12 protein-coding genes and 3 pseudogenes are annotated in these 15,146 nt (G+C 72.0%); 8 read left to right on the top strand and 7 right to left on the bottom strand.

What is annotated here, in order from left to right; all coding sequences use genetic code 11:
* Positions 1-11 precede the first annotated feature (11 nt).
* Together ACGF5C_RS12265 and ACGF5C_RS12260 are read right to left on the bottom strand one after the other, a co-directional pair.
* A complete protein-coding gene (locus tag ACGF5C_RS12265; protein ID WP_393300260.1) occupies positions 12-671 on the bottom strand; it encodes a response regulator in 660 nt (219 codons plus the stop codon).
* Positions 668-1,999, bottom strand: coding sequence for a sensor histidine kinase (locus tag ACGF5C_RS12260; RefSeq protein ID WP_393300257.1), 1,332 nt, complete (start codon positions 1,997-1,999; stop codon positions 668-670). The genes ACGF5C_RS12265 and ACGF5C_RS12260 overlap by 4 nt, the downstream gene beginning before the upstream one ends.
* Before the next feature lie 205 nt (positions 2,000-2,204).
* Here ACGF5C_RS12260 and ACGF5C_RS12255 point away from each other — a divergent pair, with 205 nt between their 5' ends.
* The 4 genes from ACGF5C_RS12255 to ACGF5C_RS12240 all read left to right on the top strand — a co-directional run bounded on the left by ACGF5C_RS12255 (position 2,205) and on the right by ACGF5C_RS12240 (position 7,278).
* Positions 2,205-2,897 carry an ABC transporter ATP-binding protein gene (locus ACGF5C_RS12255; protein ID WP_393300254.1) on the top strand — a complete coding sequence of 231 codons (693 nt, stop codon included), beginning with the start codon at positions 2,205-2,207 and terminating at the stop codon, positions 2,895-2,897.
* On the top strand, positions 2,894-5,251 hold the full coding sequence (locus tag ACGF5C_RS12250; RefSeq protein ID WP_393300251.1) for an FtsX-like permease family protein: 2,358 nt from the start codon (positions 2,894-2,896) through the stop codon (positions 5,249-5,251). Before ACGF5C_RS12255 ends, ACGF5C_RS12250 begins: the two co-directional genes overlap by 4 nt.
* Before the next feature lie 327 nt (positions 5,252-5,578).
* Positions 5,579-6,094 (top strand): SigE family RNA polymerase sigma factor, encoded by a 516-nt coding sequence (locus ACGF5C_RS12245; RefSeq protein ID WP_393300248.1) that lies wholly within the window; start codon positions 5,579-5,581, stop codon positions 6,092-6,094.
* Positions 6,091-7,278 (top strand): hypothetical protein, encoded by a 1,188-nt coding sequence (locus ACGF5C_RS12240; protein WP_393300244.1) that lies wholly within the window; start codon positions 6,091-6,093, stop codon positions 7,276-7,278. Before ACGF5C_RS12245 ends, ACGF5C_RS12240 begins: the two co-directional genes overlap by 4 nt.
* Before the next feature lie 361 nt (positions 7,279-7,639).
* Here ACGF5C_RS12240 and ACGF5C_RS12235 read toward each other — a convergent pair whose 3' ends face one another.
* Positions 7,640-9,112, bottom strand: coding sequence for a peptidoglycan DD-metalloendopeptidase family protein (locus ACGF5C_RS12235; protein ID WP_393300473.1), 1,473 nt, complete (start codon positions 9,110-9,112; stop codon positions 7,640-7,642).
* Positions 9,113-9,516: 404 nt separating this feature from the next.
* Between ACGF5C_RS12235 and ACGF5C_RS12230 the strand changes: the two are divergent.
* Positions 9,517-10,630, top strand: a pseudogene (locus ACGF5C_RS12230) (DUF4185 domain-containing protein).
* A gap of 73 nt (positions 10,631-10,703) precedes the next feature.
* Positions 10,704-11,048: pseudogene (locus tag ACGF5C_RS12225) on the top strand (alpha/beta hydrolase-fold protein); the annotation flags it as partial.
* Positions 11,049-11,436: 388 nt separating this feature from the next.
* Here ACGF5C_RS12225 and ACGF5C_RS12220 read toward each other — a convergent pair.
* Together ACGF5C_RS12220 and ACGF5C_RS12215 are read right to left on the bottom strand one after the other, a co-directional pair.
* Positions 11,437-12,705 (bottom strand): O-antigen ligase family protein, encoded by a 1,269-nt coding sequence (locus tag ACGF5C_RS12220; RefSeq protein ID WP_393300241.1) that lies wholly within the window; start codon positions 12,703-12,705, stop codon positions 11,437-11,439.
* 277 nt (positions 12,706-12,982) lie between these two features.
* Positions 12,983-13,222: a hypothetical protein gene (locus tag ACGF5C_RS12215; RefSeq protein ID WP_393300487.1), complete on the bottom strand. Its 240-nt coding sequence runs from the start codon at positions 13,220-13,222 to the stop codon at positions 12,983-12,985.
* Between ACGF5C_RS12215 and ACGF5C_RS12210 the strand changes: the two are divergent.
* A pseudogene (locus tag ACGF5C_RS12210) lies at positions 13,161-13,558 on the top strand (alpha/beta hydrolase-fold protein); the annotation flags it as partial. The gene ACGF5C_RS12215 and the pseudogene ACGF5C_RS12210 overlap by 62 nt on opposite strands.
* A gap of 59 nt (positions 13,559-13,617) precedes the next feature.
* Positions 13,618-13,770, top strand: a complete 153-nt coding sequence (locus ACGF5C_RS12205) for a hypothetical protein (RefSeq protein WP_393300485.1) — start codon at positions 13,618-13,620, stop codon at positions 13,768-13,770.
* A gap of 96 nt (positions 13,771-13,866) precedes the next feature.
* On the opposite strand, the gene ACGF5C_RS12200 is transcribed toward ACGF5C_RS12205, so the two are convergent.
* Both ACGF5C_RS12200 and ACGF5C_RS12195 read right to left on the bottom strand, forming a co-directional pair.
* Complete coding sequence (locus tag ACGF5C_RS12200; protein WP_357702802.1) at positions 13,867-14,139, bottom strand: potassium transporter TrkA; 273 nt, start codon at positions 14,137-14,139, stop codon at positions 13,867-13,869.
* A 133-nt stretch (positions 14,140-14,272) separates the two neighbouring features.
* The gene (locus ACGF5C_RS12195; protein WP_393300470.1) at positions 14,273-15,037 is read right to left on the bottom strand and encodes a rod shape-determining protein; all 765 of its coding nucleotides are present in this window, start codon (positions 15,035-15,037) and stop codon (positions 14,273-14,275) included.
* Positions 15,038-15,146 lie beyond the last annotated feature (109 nt).

Raw genomic sequence — 15,146 nt, 5'->3', positions numbered from 1 at the left:
GCGCCGCCCGATCACGGGCTGACCAGCCCCGTCCGGTACGCGACGACGACGGCCTGGACCCGATCGCGCAGCCCCAACTTGGCGAGAATCCGGGCGACGTGGGTCTTGACGGTCGCCTCGGACAGGTGCAGCCGACCGGCGAGTTCGGCGTTGCTCAGGCCCTGCGCGAGCAGGCCGAGCACCTCCAGTTCCCGCGGGGTCAGGGCGGACAGGTCACGGTGGATCACGGGCGGGTCGGTGTCGCGGTGGGCGAACCGTTCGACCAACCGGCGGGTGATCGCCGGCGCCAGCAGCGCGTCGCCGGAGCGGACCAGCCGAACGGCACCCACCAGGTGCTCGGGGGTGACGTCCTTGAGCATGAAGCCGCTGGCCCCGGCGGTCAGCGCCGCGTACACGTAATGGTCGAGGTCGAACGTCGTCAGCATGATGACGCGCGGCACCTCGCCGGTACCCGAGAGGATGTGCCGGGTGGCCGCCAGCCCGTCCATGTCCGGCATCCGGATGTCCATCAGCACCACGTCCGGGCGGTGCCGGCGGACCGCCTCGACCGCCTCGGCCCCGGTCGTCGCCTCGGCGACCACGTCGATGCCGTCGGCCGTCAGGATCATCCGGAACCCGGCGCGGACCAACGCCTGGTCGTCGGCGACCACCACGCGCAGCGGTACGGTCACGATGCCTCCAACGGGATTCGGGCGTGGACGCGGTACCCGCCGCTGAGCCGCGGTCCCGCCTGCAGGGTGCCACCGTAGACCGCGAGGCGCTCCCGCAGGCCGATCAGCCCTCGTCCGGTACCGTGCGCGGCTGACTCGTCGGGCCGGCCGCCGGTGTCGGTGACCTCCACCCGCACGTGGTCACCGCCGAACTCGACGGTCACCTCGACGGCCGCGCCGGCCGCGTGTTTGACGGTGTTCGTCAACGCTTCCTGCACCAGCCGGTAGACGGTGAGCTCGATCCCGGACGGCAGCGGGCCGCGCTGCCCGGTCACGGTCAGCTCGACCGGAACGCCGGTGTCGCGCAGCCGCTGGACCAGCGTGGCCAACCCGTCGAGCCCCGGCTGGGGCGCCAGATCCGCCGCGCCCGCCGGATCCACGCCGTCGCTGTCCATGGTGAGCAGCCCCATCACGTGGCGCAGTTCGGTCATCGCCGACCGGCCGCTGGCCTCGACCGCGAGCAGCGCCTCACGGGCCTGGCCGGGCGACGACTCCATGATCTTCCGCGCCGCGCCGGCCTGGATCACCATCACGCTGACGTTGTGCGTCAGCACGTCGTGCAGCTCGCGGGCGATCCGCGCCCGTTCGAGTTCGGTCGCCCGGCGCAGCGCCTCGATCTGCTCGTGTTCCATGGCCGACATCCGTGCCCGACCCTCGTCGGCACGATGTTTCCACCGGCGCAGGCCGAAGGCGGCGACGGCGATGGGAATCAGGATCAGGAACGGCACGGCGCTGTCGGACACGGAGCTGGCATCGGACTGCAGCTCGGCGTGCAGGATCGCGGCCACCGGAACGCTCGCCAGCGCCGGCACCTTGTACGGGCTGAAGACCGCGGCGCTGTACCCGGCGATGACGCACGCGAAGAACGACAGCCGCAGGGCGGCCGGGTTGTCGCTGACCAGGACGGCCAGGGCCAGCCCGACCCAGAGCACCCCCAGCGGGTACCGGCGCCGCAACACCAGTGGCGTCACCACGAGCAGGAGCAGCGCGACCGTCCCACCGGTCCGGTCGTCCTCGATGGGCAGGAACGGCGGCCACACCGGGTCGGGCGGCGGCGGGAGCGGGGGTGGGCGCACCATCCGGTAGGGCTCGATCTCGACGGCGCTCGGGGGCTGCCGCTCGTCCTGGACGTCGACACCACCCGCCTGGATCGCGACGAGACCGAGCGCCAGCGCCAGCAGCACGTCGAACACCCAGCTCCGACGCGACAGCGGCGGCAGCGGATCGGTCGGGCGCACCAGCGCCCGTACCCCGGCCCGCAACCGGTCGGTCAGCGCGCGCCCAGTCACCTGCCCATTCTCGCCGCCGGTCCCGGTCCGGCGGTATCCGCCCGGGGAACGGCGCGGCTACGTCGCTCGCCTACATCCCAGGGATGACACCGTCCCGCCCCCATCCCGTTGCGGTACCGAAATTGCCTCTAGCTGCCGATGCGCCCGGTTCGGGCGCGCCCATAGCGTCAGCGCCGCAGGCTACGACAGACGTGAGGAGACTGGGATGACTGTGCCGCTGATCGAGTTGTGTGCGGTGAGCCGCCGGTACGACGAGGGCCCCCCGGCGCTGAACGAGGTGACGCTGAGTATCGCGCCCGGCGAGTCCGTGGCCGTTCTCGGCCCCTCCGGCAGCGGCAAGTCCACGCTGCTGAACCTCGTCGCCGGGCTGGACCGGCCCAGCGCCGGCACGGTGACCGTGGACGGCGTGCGCGTCGACCAACTCGGCGAGTCGGCCTCCGCCCGGTACCGGCGGGCCCGGATCGGCCTGGTGTTCCAGTTCTTCAACCTGCTCGACGACCTGACCGTCGCCGACAACGTCATGCTGCCGGCGCAACTGGCCGGGACGGCCCGGGGCACCGCGCAGCGCCGCGCGACCGAACTGCTCGGCACGCTCGGCGTCGGCCGGCACGCGTCCGCGTACCCGGGCCGGCTCTCCGGCGGCGAACGCCAACGCGTCGCCGTCGCGCGGGCCCTGATGAACCGGCCGGCGTTGCTGCTGGCCGACGAACCCACCGGAGCGCTGGACACCGCCGCCGGGGAGGACGTCCAGCGACTCCTCACCGATCTGCACGCCGACGGCCAGACGATCGTCCTGGTCACCCACGACCTGGCGCTCGCCGAGTCGTGCGCCACCCGTACCGTCCACCTCCTCGACGGCCGGGTCGCCGCCGACTCCGCCGTGGCGCGGGTCCGATGAGCGCGTTGGGCCGGGTGGTCCGCTCGGGGGTGGGTCGACGGCGGGTCCAGACGGTCGTGATCGGGCTCGTCGTGATGATCGCGGTGACCTCGGCCGTGCTCGGCGGCTCGCTACTGGTGGCGTCCCGGGCGCCGTTCGACCGCGCGTTCGCCCAGCAGCAGGGCGCGCACCTGACCACGCAGTTCCCGACGGACACGGTCACGGCGGCCCAGCTGTCCGCGTCCGCGCAGACCTCCGGGGTCGGCGCGGCGGCCGGCCCGTTCCCGACCACCCAGATCAACCCGGTCGACGAGCGCGGCGGCCGGGTGCCGCCGATGACCGTCGTCGGGCGCGCCGAGCCGGGCGGTCCGGTCGACCAGGTGACCCTGGTCGACGGTCGGTGGGCGGCCGGTCCCGGTGAGGTGGTGCTTGCCGTCGGCGGCCGGTTCCGGTTTCCGCCGGACCAGGTCGGTCGGGTGTGGACGCTGCCCGACCTGCCCGCCAGCCCGACCGTGACGATCGTCGGGATCGCCCAGTCGGTGAGCCGGACCGCGGACGCGTGGGTGACTCCGGCACAGGTCGAGGCATGGACCGCACCGGACGGTCCCCGGGGATACCAGATGCTCTACCGCCTCACCGCCGCGGACACCGCGGAGCAGGTCGAGGCGGGCCGTGCCGCGCTCGCCGCCGTCCTCCCCGCCGGTGCGCTCACCGGCGCCGTGTCCTGGTTGACCACCCGGCGGGACAGCGTCGAGCAGGCGGTGCTGCTGGTCCCGTTCCTGATCGCGTTCGGCGTGTTGGGCGTGGTGATGGCGGTGCTCATCATCGGCAACGTGGTCGTCGGCGCGGTCGGCACCGCCACCCGCCGGATCGGCATCCTCAAGGCGCTCGGCTTCACCCCGGCCCAGGTGGTCCGGGCGTATGTGGGTCAGGCGCTGATCCCAGCCGGGGTCGGCGCCGCGCTCGGGCTCGTCGCCGGCAACCTCCTGGTCGTTCCCATCCTGGCGGAGACCAACCGGCTCTACGGCACCAGCGACACCGGGGTCGCACCCTGGGTCAATGCCGTGGTGATCGCCGGCGCGCTGCTGGGGGTGACCGGGACCGCGCTGGCCGCCGCGTCGCGGGCCGGCCGGCTGCGGACGGTCGACGCGCTCGCCGTCGGCCGCACGCCGCGACCCGGCCGCGGCCAGTGGGCGGCCCGGTCGACCGTCCGGCTGCCGCTGCCCCGGCCGGTGACGCTCGGCCTGGCCCACCCGTTCGCCCGGCCGCTGCGGTCCGCCACGATCGTCGCCGCCATCGCGTTCGGCGCCGCCTCGGTGACGTTCGCCGTCGGTCTCGGCACGTCGCTGAACCAGATCCAGGAGGTCGAGAACCTCGCCGACGTCACCGTCATGCCCGCGCCACCGGGCGGTGCGCAGGGCGGCCCGCCGACGTCGAGGCCGGATGCCACGCTCACCGATCCCGTCGGCATCGTCCAGGCGATCACCGCCCAGGCCGGGACCGGCGGGTACTCCGGGGAGGCCCGCACCGAGGCGACCGTCGCGGGGGGCACCGGCGCCGTCGAGATCGTCGGCGTCACCGGCACCGACTCCGCCCGCTACTACCGGATGGTGTCCGGGACCTGGCTCACCGGGCCCGGCGAGATCGTCGTCGCGACCCCGTTCCTGACCGCCGTCGGCAAGCGGGTCGGTGACACCGTCGTCCTGACCGACCACGGCACCGACCTCAGCGTCAGAATCGTCGGCGAGGCGTTCAACACCCAGGACGACGGCATGCAGGTCCTCACCGACCTCGCGACCCTCCACGCGGCCGAGCCCGACCTGCGCCCGGAGACGTACTACATCTCCGTCCAGCCCGGGACGGATCCCGAGGCCTACGCCCGACAACTGACCACGGCGCTGCAGCGTCTCGGCGCGACGGCCGTTCCCGTCGACCATGAGACCGACGAAATGATCATTATCATCAACACGTTGACCGGCCTGCTCAGTCTCATGCTCGTCGTCGCCGCCGGGCTCGGCGTGATGAACCTGGTCGTCCTGGAGACCCGCGAACGCGTCCACGACCTCGGCATCCACAAGGCCCTGGGCATGACGCCCCGGCAGACGATCGCGATGGTCGTCGCCTCGGTCGTGGTCACCGGACTCGTCGGCGGCGCCGTCGGCGCACCGACCGGTGTCGCGCTGCAGCGGACGGTGATCGACGCGATGGGCCGCAGCGCCGGGTTCAACCTGCCCGACTCGGTCGTCGACGTCTACCGCCCCACCCAGCTCCTGCTCTTCGGTCTCGGTGGCCTGCTCATCGCGATCGCCGGCGCACTCCTGCCGGCCGTCTGGGCCGCCCGTACCCGGACCGCCACCGCCCTCCGTACCGAATAGCCCCCGTCAGCCCGGTCCGCTACCTGCGGGAACGCCGCCCGCGGTGGCTGCCACCCCACCCGCACCTCGCGTCTCGGCTGCGGTCGGCCGCTACGGTACCGGCGGCCCCGACCGGATCGGCTGAACCCGAGCGCCGATCTGGGCGGGTCCGGCGATCAGGGCCGGGCCGAGAGGGCGAACCGGGCGTCGACCAGTGCGGACAGTGCCATCGTGGCCGGCTCGCTGGCCTGTCCGTCACCCCACCAGTTGCAAGCCTCGGCGGACAACCGTTCGGTACCCGGCTGCGTCCTTAGTCCGAGCAGTCGGATAGGGCGGTGTGGAGGGTCGATGGACGAGGTTGCCGAGGACGCGTTCCGGGGGTTTGTCGCGGCGCGTTCGGCGGCGTTGCTGCGCAGCGCGTACCTGCTGGTCGGCGACCGGGACAGGGCCGAGGACCTGCTGCAGACGGTGCTGGTCAAGACGTACGTCAGGTGGTCGCGCATCCGGGACCCCGCCGCCGTCGAGGGGTACGTGCGGCGGGCGCTGGTCACCACCGCGACGTCGTGGTGGCGGAGCCGGGCGTACCGGGAGCGACCGGTCGACACGGTGCCGGACCGCGGCGGCGTGGACGAGACGGACGCGCGCCTGGAGCACGACGCGATGTGGCAGCGCCTGCTCGCACTGCCCGCGAAGCAGCGGGCCGTACTGGTGCTGCGCTACTACGAGGGCATGGCGGAGGCGGAGATCGCCGAGGTGCTGGGCATCTCGCGGGGCACGGTGAAGAGCCACGCGTCGCGGGGCCTGGCCACGCTACGCCGCCAACTGGAGGAACAGGATGCGGAGAAGGGGGCGGTGACGCCATGAACGACCGACCGGACCGGGGACTCACCGACGCACTCGAGCGGCGGGCCAACTCGATCGCGCCGGGGCCACGGTTCTCCGCCGAGGAGATCGTGCAGGCGGGACGCCGGGCGACCCGACGACGGACCACGCGGATCCGGGTGTCCGCGGCGGCAACGGTCACCGCGCTGACGGTCGTGGCCGCGCCCGCCGTGATCGACGCCGTACGACGTCCGACCCATCCGGCGCCGGCCGCGTCCCGGTCGGAGCCGCCGCGCGGCCTGCCCACGGCCTGCCCGGTCGAGCGGCTGCCGGTGCCGGCCGGCAGCGTCATGGACATGGTGATCGGCATGGATCCGACCGGTCGCTACATCGTGGGTCGGACGAACCCCGGCCGCGGCGGCACCGGTCTCGACATGTTGATCTGGGACAACGGCCGCCTTCGGGTGATCCCGGTGCCGGGCGACCAGCAACTGCCCACCGACATCAACTCCCGCGGCGAGGCGGTCGGCGTCAGCGGCGCCGTCGGTGAACGGGCGTGGATCTACCGCGACGGCACCGTGACGCACCTGCCGGGGCGGCCCTCCATCCGGGCCAACGCGATCAACGACAGCGGGGTCGTGGTCGGCGCGAACGTCCTCCCACAGCCCCTGGTCTGGCGAACCCCGACGGACCAACCGACGGTGCTGCCGATGCCGGACGGCGACTGGGAGGGCGAGGCCAGCGACATCTCCGCCGACGGCACGATCGTCGGCACGCTCAACCGCCAGCGCACGACCCTGTTCCAGGCGTACGCCTGGTTGCCCGACGGCACGCTGCGGGAACTGCCGCCACCGGTCGTCGACGGCGAGAGGGCCGTCGCCACGCGCGCGATGTCGATCTCCGAGGACTGGGTGGCCGGCACCGCGAAAGGGCCACGCGGTGACGTCCCGACGCGGTGGAACCTGCGCACCGGCGAGGTCCAGACCTTCCCCGGGATGCGCATGGGCGGTCGCGGCGTCAGCGCCGACGGCTGGCTCGTCGGCAGCCGGGAGGGGCAGGGACTGCTCGCCAGCCACCAGGGCATGGTGACGCTGCCGGACCTGCACGACCACGACACCGACATGTCCAACTACGCCGTGGCGATCAGCCGAGACGGTCGTCTCGTCGCGGGTGGCGGGTCGGTCGGCGGTCCCCGGGCTGTCCCGGTGGTGTGGCGCTGCCGGTGACACTCCGACCCTGGTAGGCGCGGCCGGGCCGGGGTTGCCGTCGCGACGACCGTCACCGGCAGCCTCGGCCCGCCGCCGCGAAAGTTCGCGGTCCTATGCTGAGCCGATGGACGTGGAGTTCAGCGGCGAGATGTTCCCCTGGAGGGGCCCCGCGCCGTGGCACTTCCTCACCGTGCCGGAAGGAGACTCCCACGAACTGCGACCTGCGCGTCCGTGAGCTAACGGCTGGGGCATGATCCCGTTGAAGGCCGGGGTGCGCGAGGCCGAAGGGCTCGTGGTCGGAGACACCGTCACGGTGCGCCCGGTCGTCGACGTCTGACCGGGGTGACCGGGTCGGGCCGGAGACGTCCCGGTCGGTTCCCTACAGCGCACCGCCCCAGTTGTCGGTGGTGAGTCGGCCGGTGGTGTCGTCGATGAAGCGGTGTTCGAGGGTGCCGTTCGTCGTCCGGTAGAACACGTGATGCTGGTTCGGAGTCGACAATCCCGCCGGGTCGTCGGTCACCACGCCACGAGCACCCCAGTCGTCGACGCCCGGGTTGATGCCCGGCCACCAGTACCAGTGGACCAGGTCCCCCGAAGCCGTACGGGCGAAGATGTGCTGCTGATCGCGGTGCACGAACGCGTGCGGGTTCCCCACGAACCCGCCCCCCGGCCAGACACCACCGTTGAGCGTGCCGGACGGATCGTCGAAGAACCGATGCTGCAACCTGCCGTCGGCATTGCGGAAGAACACGTGGTGCTGGTTGCCGCCGTAGGAGAACCCGGTCGGATCCGACGCCACGCCCGAGGTCACGCCCCAGTTGTCCGTGCCCGGACTGATTCCCGGCCACCAGTACCAGTGGATCAACCCACCCGAGGCCGTACGGGCGAAGACGTGCTGCTGGTCCCGATGCACGAACGCGTACGGATTCCCCACGAACGCACCGCCCGGCCACACCCCGCCGGCGATCTGACCCGTGTTCAGGTCGTAGAAGCGGTGCTCCAGGTTCCCCTCCGGATTGCGGTAGAAGACGTGCTGCTGGCTGCCGTACGCGAAGCCGGTCGGATTCGACATCACCCGCCCGACCGTGTTCCAGTCGTCCAAGCCGGGAGAGGCCATGCCCGGCCCGAACCACCAGTGCCGCAACGTGTTGTCGCTCCCCCGCGCGAACACGTGCTGCTGACCGGCGTGCGGATACCCGACCGCCTTACCCGTCAGCGGGCCCCCGCCCCAGTCCGCCCGCACCAGTCCCGCACCCGGCGACCACGACAGGTTCACCAACGACCCCGCCGCACCCACCGCCACGACGTGCTGCCCGTCGCCGAAACCGAACGCCCGACCGGCGACGGCCTCGGCGGGGCGACCGCAGTTGTCACTGGTGAGGTACCGCTGGTGGTAGGAGCCCGGATACGGCGCGAGTGAGATGCCGTTGATGACGATGGTCTGCCCGACGCCGTTGTACAGCTGCTCGTAGTGGATGTGCGCGCCGGATGAGTTGCCGGTGTTGCCGGTCAGCCCGATCTGCTGGCCCTGGGCGACTGTCGCGCCGTTGGCCACCGAGTAGGCGGCGAGGTGGAAGTAGTAGGTCTTCCATCCGCCGCCGTGCTCGATGGCGATGTAGTTGCCCGCGCCGCTCGGCTGCGAGTAGCGGTACGCGGTGCCGGCTGCCGAGGCGAGCACGGGGGTGCCGTCGGTGACCCCGCCGTCGGCCCGGACGAAGTCCAGCGCCTGGCGGACCTCGCTGCTGTGGTGGCTGTAGGTCCACCGTTGCCCGCACGGGAACGGGGCTTTGAAGGTGGGCGCGGCAGCGCCGGCGGGTGCGCCGGCCGCCACGGCCAGCGCCGCCCAGGTCACCACGGCGGCCACGAGCGCCACGCCCAGCCGGCGGACGATGCCTACGGTACGCACGGGCGGCTCCTCGCTGCGGTGGTGGCGGCTGCGGGGACGGGCCGTGCGATCTGCGGTCGCGCCGGCCCGCCGGTCGGTCGGGGCGGTGCTCGGAGCGCGGGCGAGCGGGGCTCCGATGGCGCGAGTCTGGAGAAGGGCGGTGACGCCTGTCAATGGATTGACGAAAGTTTCCGGCAGGATGTCACTAGCCGCCCGTAAACATCCTTCGGCGACGGAGCGCGCTTGACTGCGCCGGACGTTGGCCGTAGCTTCCAGCTTTACATCGACGGAGGTCGCTTGACTGGGTCGGCATCCGTTCCGGCGCCACAGTTCTCCGCCCTGCCCGCCGCACGCTCGCGACAAGGACGGTCATGACGATCAACCGCCGCTCACTGCTCGGGAAGGTCGCCGTGGTCGGCGCGGCCGCCGCGGTCGCCGGCCCTGGCCCCCGGCGCGGCCCAGGCCGCCTACTGGAAGAAGCGCCTCACCGGGGCCGACCTGGACACCAACCACCGGTGGCAGGTCGCCGGCACCGACCTCGGCATACCGTACGTGCTGGAGAACGGCTCCATCGGCTACCTGTTCGGCGACACCTTCAACACGCCGTGGCCGGAGGGCCCGCCGCTGCCCAACGACTGGCGCTCACCGGTGATGCTGCGCTCCTACGTCCACCCGGCGTCGAGCGGTGGGATCGTCTTCGACAGCGCCGCCCGGGTCGCCGGCAACGGGCGGGCTCCCGAGCTGATGCACAACGGCCACCACGGCGTCGGCATCGACGGCCTCTGGGAGGTGACCGTCATCCCCAACGACGGCATCAGCTTCCCCGAGACCGGCCGCCAGCTCATCTCGTACATGAGCATCGAGAACTGGAACTCCGCCGGCCCCGCCGGGCCGCACTGGAAGTCGCGCTACGCGGGGCTGGCCTACAGCGACAACGGCAACGACTTCGTCCGTACGCCGCTGAAGTGGTGGAACGACGGCACCAACACGGACCCCTTCCAGATGTGGACGATGCAGCGCGACGGAGACTGGGTGTACGTCTTCTCGGTGCGCTCGGGCCGGCAGGACGGCCCGATGATGCTGCGCCGCGTCCGCTGGGACCGACTCTTCTACCCCGAGTCCTACGAGGGCTGGGGCTGGAACGGCAGCAACTGGGGCTGGGGCCGCCCGTGCACGCCGATCCTCACCGGCCGGTTCGGCGAGCCGTCGGTGCGGCGGCTCGCCGACGGCACCTGGGTGATGTCCTACCTCAACTGCGCCACCGGCTGCATCGTCACCCGCACCGCCGGCGGGCCGGACCAGGTCTGGACGGCGGAGAAGGTCCAGGTCACGCCGTGGCAGGAGCCCGGACTTTACGGCGGCTTCATCCACCCGTGGTCCAGCCGCCGGGCCAACGACCTGCACCTGATGGTGTCGAAGTGGACCAGGACGCCCGACAACCGGAGCACCGCGTACCACGTCAGTCAGTTCGTCGCGTCGGCGTGAACCCGCCGGACGGAGGCGGGCGCGCACCAGTCGTCACGCCGGGTCGACGCGGCCCCGGCACTGGAGGGAAACCATGAGCGACAGTGGCAACGTCCGTCGTCGAGTGAGCCGCCGACGCCTGCTGGCCGGCACGGCGGGAGTCGCCGCCGCCGGAGCGTTCGCCGGGGCGTTCTCCGCGTCGTCCCCCGCGGTCGCCGCTGTCGACGGCCACGGCCTGCACATCGTCGACCGCAACGAGAACCCCGGGCGGCTGCAGTACTACCGCTTCGCCACCGCCGCCGTCGAGTGGGACCCGGCGGTCAACGTCCTGCTGCCCGACAGCTACCACACCAGCGGCAGGCGCTATCCGGTGCTGTACCTCCTGCACGGCGGCAGAGCCGACTTCCGCACCTTCCACCTGCAGGACAACATCATCAATCGCGCGACGCATCCCGTCGGCGCTGTGGCGTGGAACCCCCGGTGCCCTCACCATCCTCTCTGGGCAGGCGGGGACCGAGCGGGCCCAACTCGTATGGCTGCCACCCGGTCAGGTGTTGCAGGCCATCGGCGCGTACGTCGACGTTGGTGTTGCCGACACTGACTTGCGGTTCGGTATCCGCGCAGACAGCAATGGCGTACCCGGCCCTCTGCTCCTCGACGCGGGCGCAGTGTCCGCATCCGTCGCCGGCACACGCGCCGTCGCGATCACCTTCACCGTGCCGGCCAGCGGCCCCGCCACCGGCGTGCCCCTGTGGCTGACCGTCACCCCGCAAGGCTCCGACGCGGTGAGCATGCTGGCCACCAACGCGAGCCAGGAGATCCGGGATCTACCAACCGCCGCCGCGGCGTTGCTCTGCCACGGCACGGCGATCCAGAGTGGCGTCACGGGAGCGCTGCCCGCCGGGTTCACCCCGTCCAGCTACACCACGCCAGGGCCGGCCCTGGCTGTTCAGGCTGCCTAACGGTCGGACCGCGGCGGCATTCCGCCTCAGGCGGTGCTGGCCCCGGTTTCCGTTCCAGGCCGGCAGCCGCGACCACATGGCGACCGCTAGCCACGCCACCGGGGATAGCTCCCAATGCCCGGACAGCCAAACCGGCAGCCACGCGATCACGAGCATCCCCGCGAGGCGCTGTGTGGTCGGTCCGCCGGCAGCAGCCGACCGCAACGCTCCGACGAATGTTGCCGCCACCAACACCAACCCGATGACGCCAAGCTCGACTGCGATGGTGAGGGGCACACTGTGCGCGCCGATGCCGAGTGCGTTTGAGATAGGAAACATACCGGGCCCAATTCCGGTCCACAGGTTGTCGTACCAAAGGTCGCGCGCCACCTCCCACACGTAGAACCGCCCGGACAGCCCGTCGTCTTGGCGGTCGAAGAACTGCTGCCACCACAGCAGCCGCTCGTCTCCGTATAGGCCGGCCGGGACAGCGACGAGGGTCACCGCTGCGGCAACCGCAGAGACTATCCACACCACGCGCGGGTTCACCGTCGATGCGAGCAGGTAGATCAGCATGAGTGCGACAGCGAGCTGTGCCCCCCGCGTGCCGGTCCACAGAATTGCGTACCCAAACACGACGGTCGTGAGGCCCACCCCGATCCGCAGCAGGCGTGGCAGCGGCGCGACGAACAGCAGCGCGACGGCGATGAGTATGCCGGCGACTAGGGCATAGGCGGTGTAGTTCGCGTTGATGCCGCCAGCGCCGATGCGGGCCGGCGCGGCGTCGATCGCAGTGTCGAGTTGGCGTGCCTGACCTATCACGTCGGCCGCCGCGTAGAGGCAGCCACACAGATATGCGGCGCCCACCGCGGCGATGTCTTTGGCAGTGCGGATCGTGCATCGGGTCGCCACGAAGATCAAAGCGACGCTCCAATACGCCCAGGCGGTGGCACGAACCTCGGGGTACCAGGTGTGGCCGATGGCGGCTGTGCTCGCCCACAGGGCGACGGCGACGGCCAGTGCATCCAAGGGAGCCACCGCCCGCAGCCTCAGCGCGATGATTATGGGGGCGACCCAGACCCCGATCGTCTGCAACACGGCAGGCGCGATGGGCGCGGTGGCCGCGAGCAGGCACACGCCCAGCAGGGCGAGCATGTGAATGGGCCCGCCCCACCCCGATCGGGTCGCCTCGCGGGTATCTGTAGCCAGCGCCATCGAGGTCAGTCCTCTCCCCCTGGACCGTCGACGGCGCCTTCCACAAGCGCCCGGTCCTCTAACGCAACGGTGGCCCACGCCGGGAAGACACTCCCACCGACTCGATTTGCCCCAATATAGGCGCTTTTCTCATCGGTTGCTCCGCTTCATGATTTCCTTGGAGGTTTGACGGTGGGTCGGTTGATCGGTCCCGATGAGGCTGTTCGTACGTTCCTCATCACGGCAGGGCGGGCCGGTCGTCGCCCTGTACGCCCGGTCCGACGAGAGGATCGACGCCCTCAACGTCAAGATCGGGCAGACGGAAGCCGGCCTCATCGACGCGGTGCAGGGCGAGGCAGAAGCCCGCCAGGCCGCCGACACGGCATCTCACCGCCGGCCGGGAGATCATCGTCGTCATGCCGGACGCCTCGACCGGCTGGTACTCGAAGCCGGTGCACAGCAACACCGGCCCCCGCAACTGGGAGACCTTCCACATAGCGCAACTGCTGCCGTGGATCGAGTCGAACTTCCGCACGTTCCCGGAGTACGACGGACGCGCCGTCGCCGGTTCTCGATGGGCGGGTTCGGCGCCCTCAAGTACGCCGCGAAGTACTACGGCCACTTCTGTTCGGTCAGCTCCCACTCCGGTCCGGCCAGCCTGCGCCGGGACTTCGGCCTGGTCGTGCACTGGGCCAACGCCACCTCGGCGGCGCTGGACCTGGGCGGCGGCACGGTCTACGGCGCACCGCTGTGGGACGAGGCCCGGGTCAGCGCCGACAACCCCGTCCAGCGCATCGGCAGCTACCACAACAAGCGCGTCTTCCTCGCCGCCGGCACCTCGCCCGACCCGGTCAACTGGTTCGACACCGCCAGGTGCTGGCCGGCCAGCGCGAGTTCCGGGCGGCTCTGGCCCGCGCCGGCATCCCGCACGAGTGGCGCGAGGTTCCCGGGGGCCACTACTTCCGGCACGAACTCTTCGTCCAGGACCTCGACGGCATGCTCCGCCGCCTCCGCCGCGCCGGCTGACCTCGTCGACGTTCCCGCCGCGCCGCGGCTCGGGTGGCGCGGCGGGGACGTCGTCGCAGGCTGCGCGGTGCGCGGGATCCGTGTGCCGGCGGGCACTCACCGCGGCGCGGCGGGCTGCCGGCCGGGATCGTCGGGCGCGGTGATGGTGACGTCGAAGACGTCGAGGAGGCCGAGCAGTCCCGCGAGGGCGACGGCTTCGTCGCGTTTGAGGATGATGCTGCGGGTGGCGTCGGGGTCGTCGCCGTCGTGGTAGACCAGCTCACGCCGGCCGCCGGCGTAGTGGGTCACCACGCCGACGCGGCATCCGGCGTCGGTGGTGAACATGCGGCGAAAACCGATGCCGGGCAGCGGTGTCAGTTCGACGTCCATCGGAACTCCAGGTAATGAGGGAACCGCAGCGGTGGGCGCGGTGCGGTGACGGCCGGACGAGGGGCACGTCCGGCTGCGGCGACGGCAGGCATGGTGCGTCGTCGCCTCGCCGTGCGGGGACCGTCGCCCGGGGTCAGCCGGTGAGCAGCAGGCGCAGGCCGGCGAGCGTGGCCAGGTGCGGATCCGGGGGCATCGTGACGGTGCGGCCGGTCAGGGCGGCCAGCCGGGCCGCGAGCCCCGGATGCGCCGCCCCGCCGCCGGTGATCAGCAGCCGACGTCGCCCCGGGCCGACCGGGCGGGCGCCGACGCGGCGCACGGCGGCCGCGATGAACGGCACCTGGTCGACGGCGTTGGGCACGTCGACGTGCTCGGCGGCGGCGACCGCACGGTCGGCGATGCGGGCGATCTCGGTGCGGCCGTGCCCGATGTCGACGGCGACGACGTCGTCGCGGTCCAGGTCGGCCTGGCAGGCCAGGGCTGCCGCCAACGGCTCCTCCACGGTGGCGACGCGCCCGCCGAGCGCGCGGCGGACCACCGCGACCAGGAGGTTCTTCTGCTGCAACGTGGCGGTGGCCGGCACGCCGACGACGACCGGTGAGACGTCGTCGCCCGGCCGCCCGGCGGCCGCCGCCACCACCCGCAACAGGTGCACACAGGTGAAGAAGTCCTCCACCACACCGTGCCGCACCGGCCACAACAGCTTCGCGCCGCTGGTGGCGCGCAGGTCCATCGCGGCGCGCCCGACCGCATGGCCGCCGGAGGGTATCCGCGCGACGACGGCGGGTTCGGTGACGACCTCCCCGTGCACCGGGGTCCACACGCGCACCGTCGACGTGCCGAGGTCGAGGGCGACGGGATGCCGTACGCCGAGGCGGGCGTACGCGCCGGGAGCCAGCATGCTCACCGTCCCCACGCCGAAGCGTGCGCGGCGGCGCACGTCATCGGTCGGGACGGTCCGTTACCGACGGACAGGGAACGGGGACGCGTGTCGTGACGCAGGGTCGGCA

Source organism: Micromonospora sp. NPDC047620, assembly GCF_043205005.1.
Taxonomy (GTDB): Bacteria; Actinomycetota; Actinomycetes; order Mycobacteriales; family Micromonosporaceae; genus Micromonospora.
This window is presented reverse-complemented; position numbering and strand designations above follow the sequence as displayed.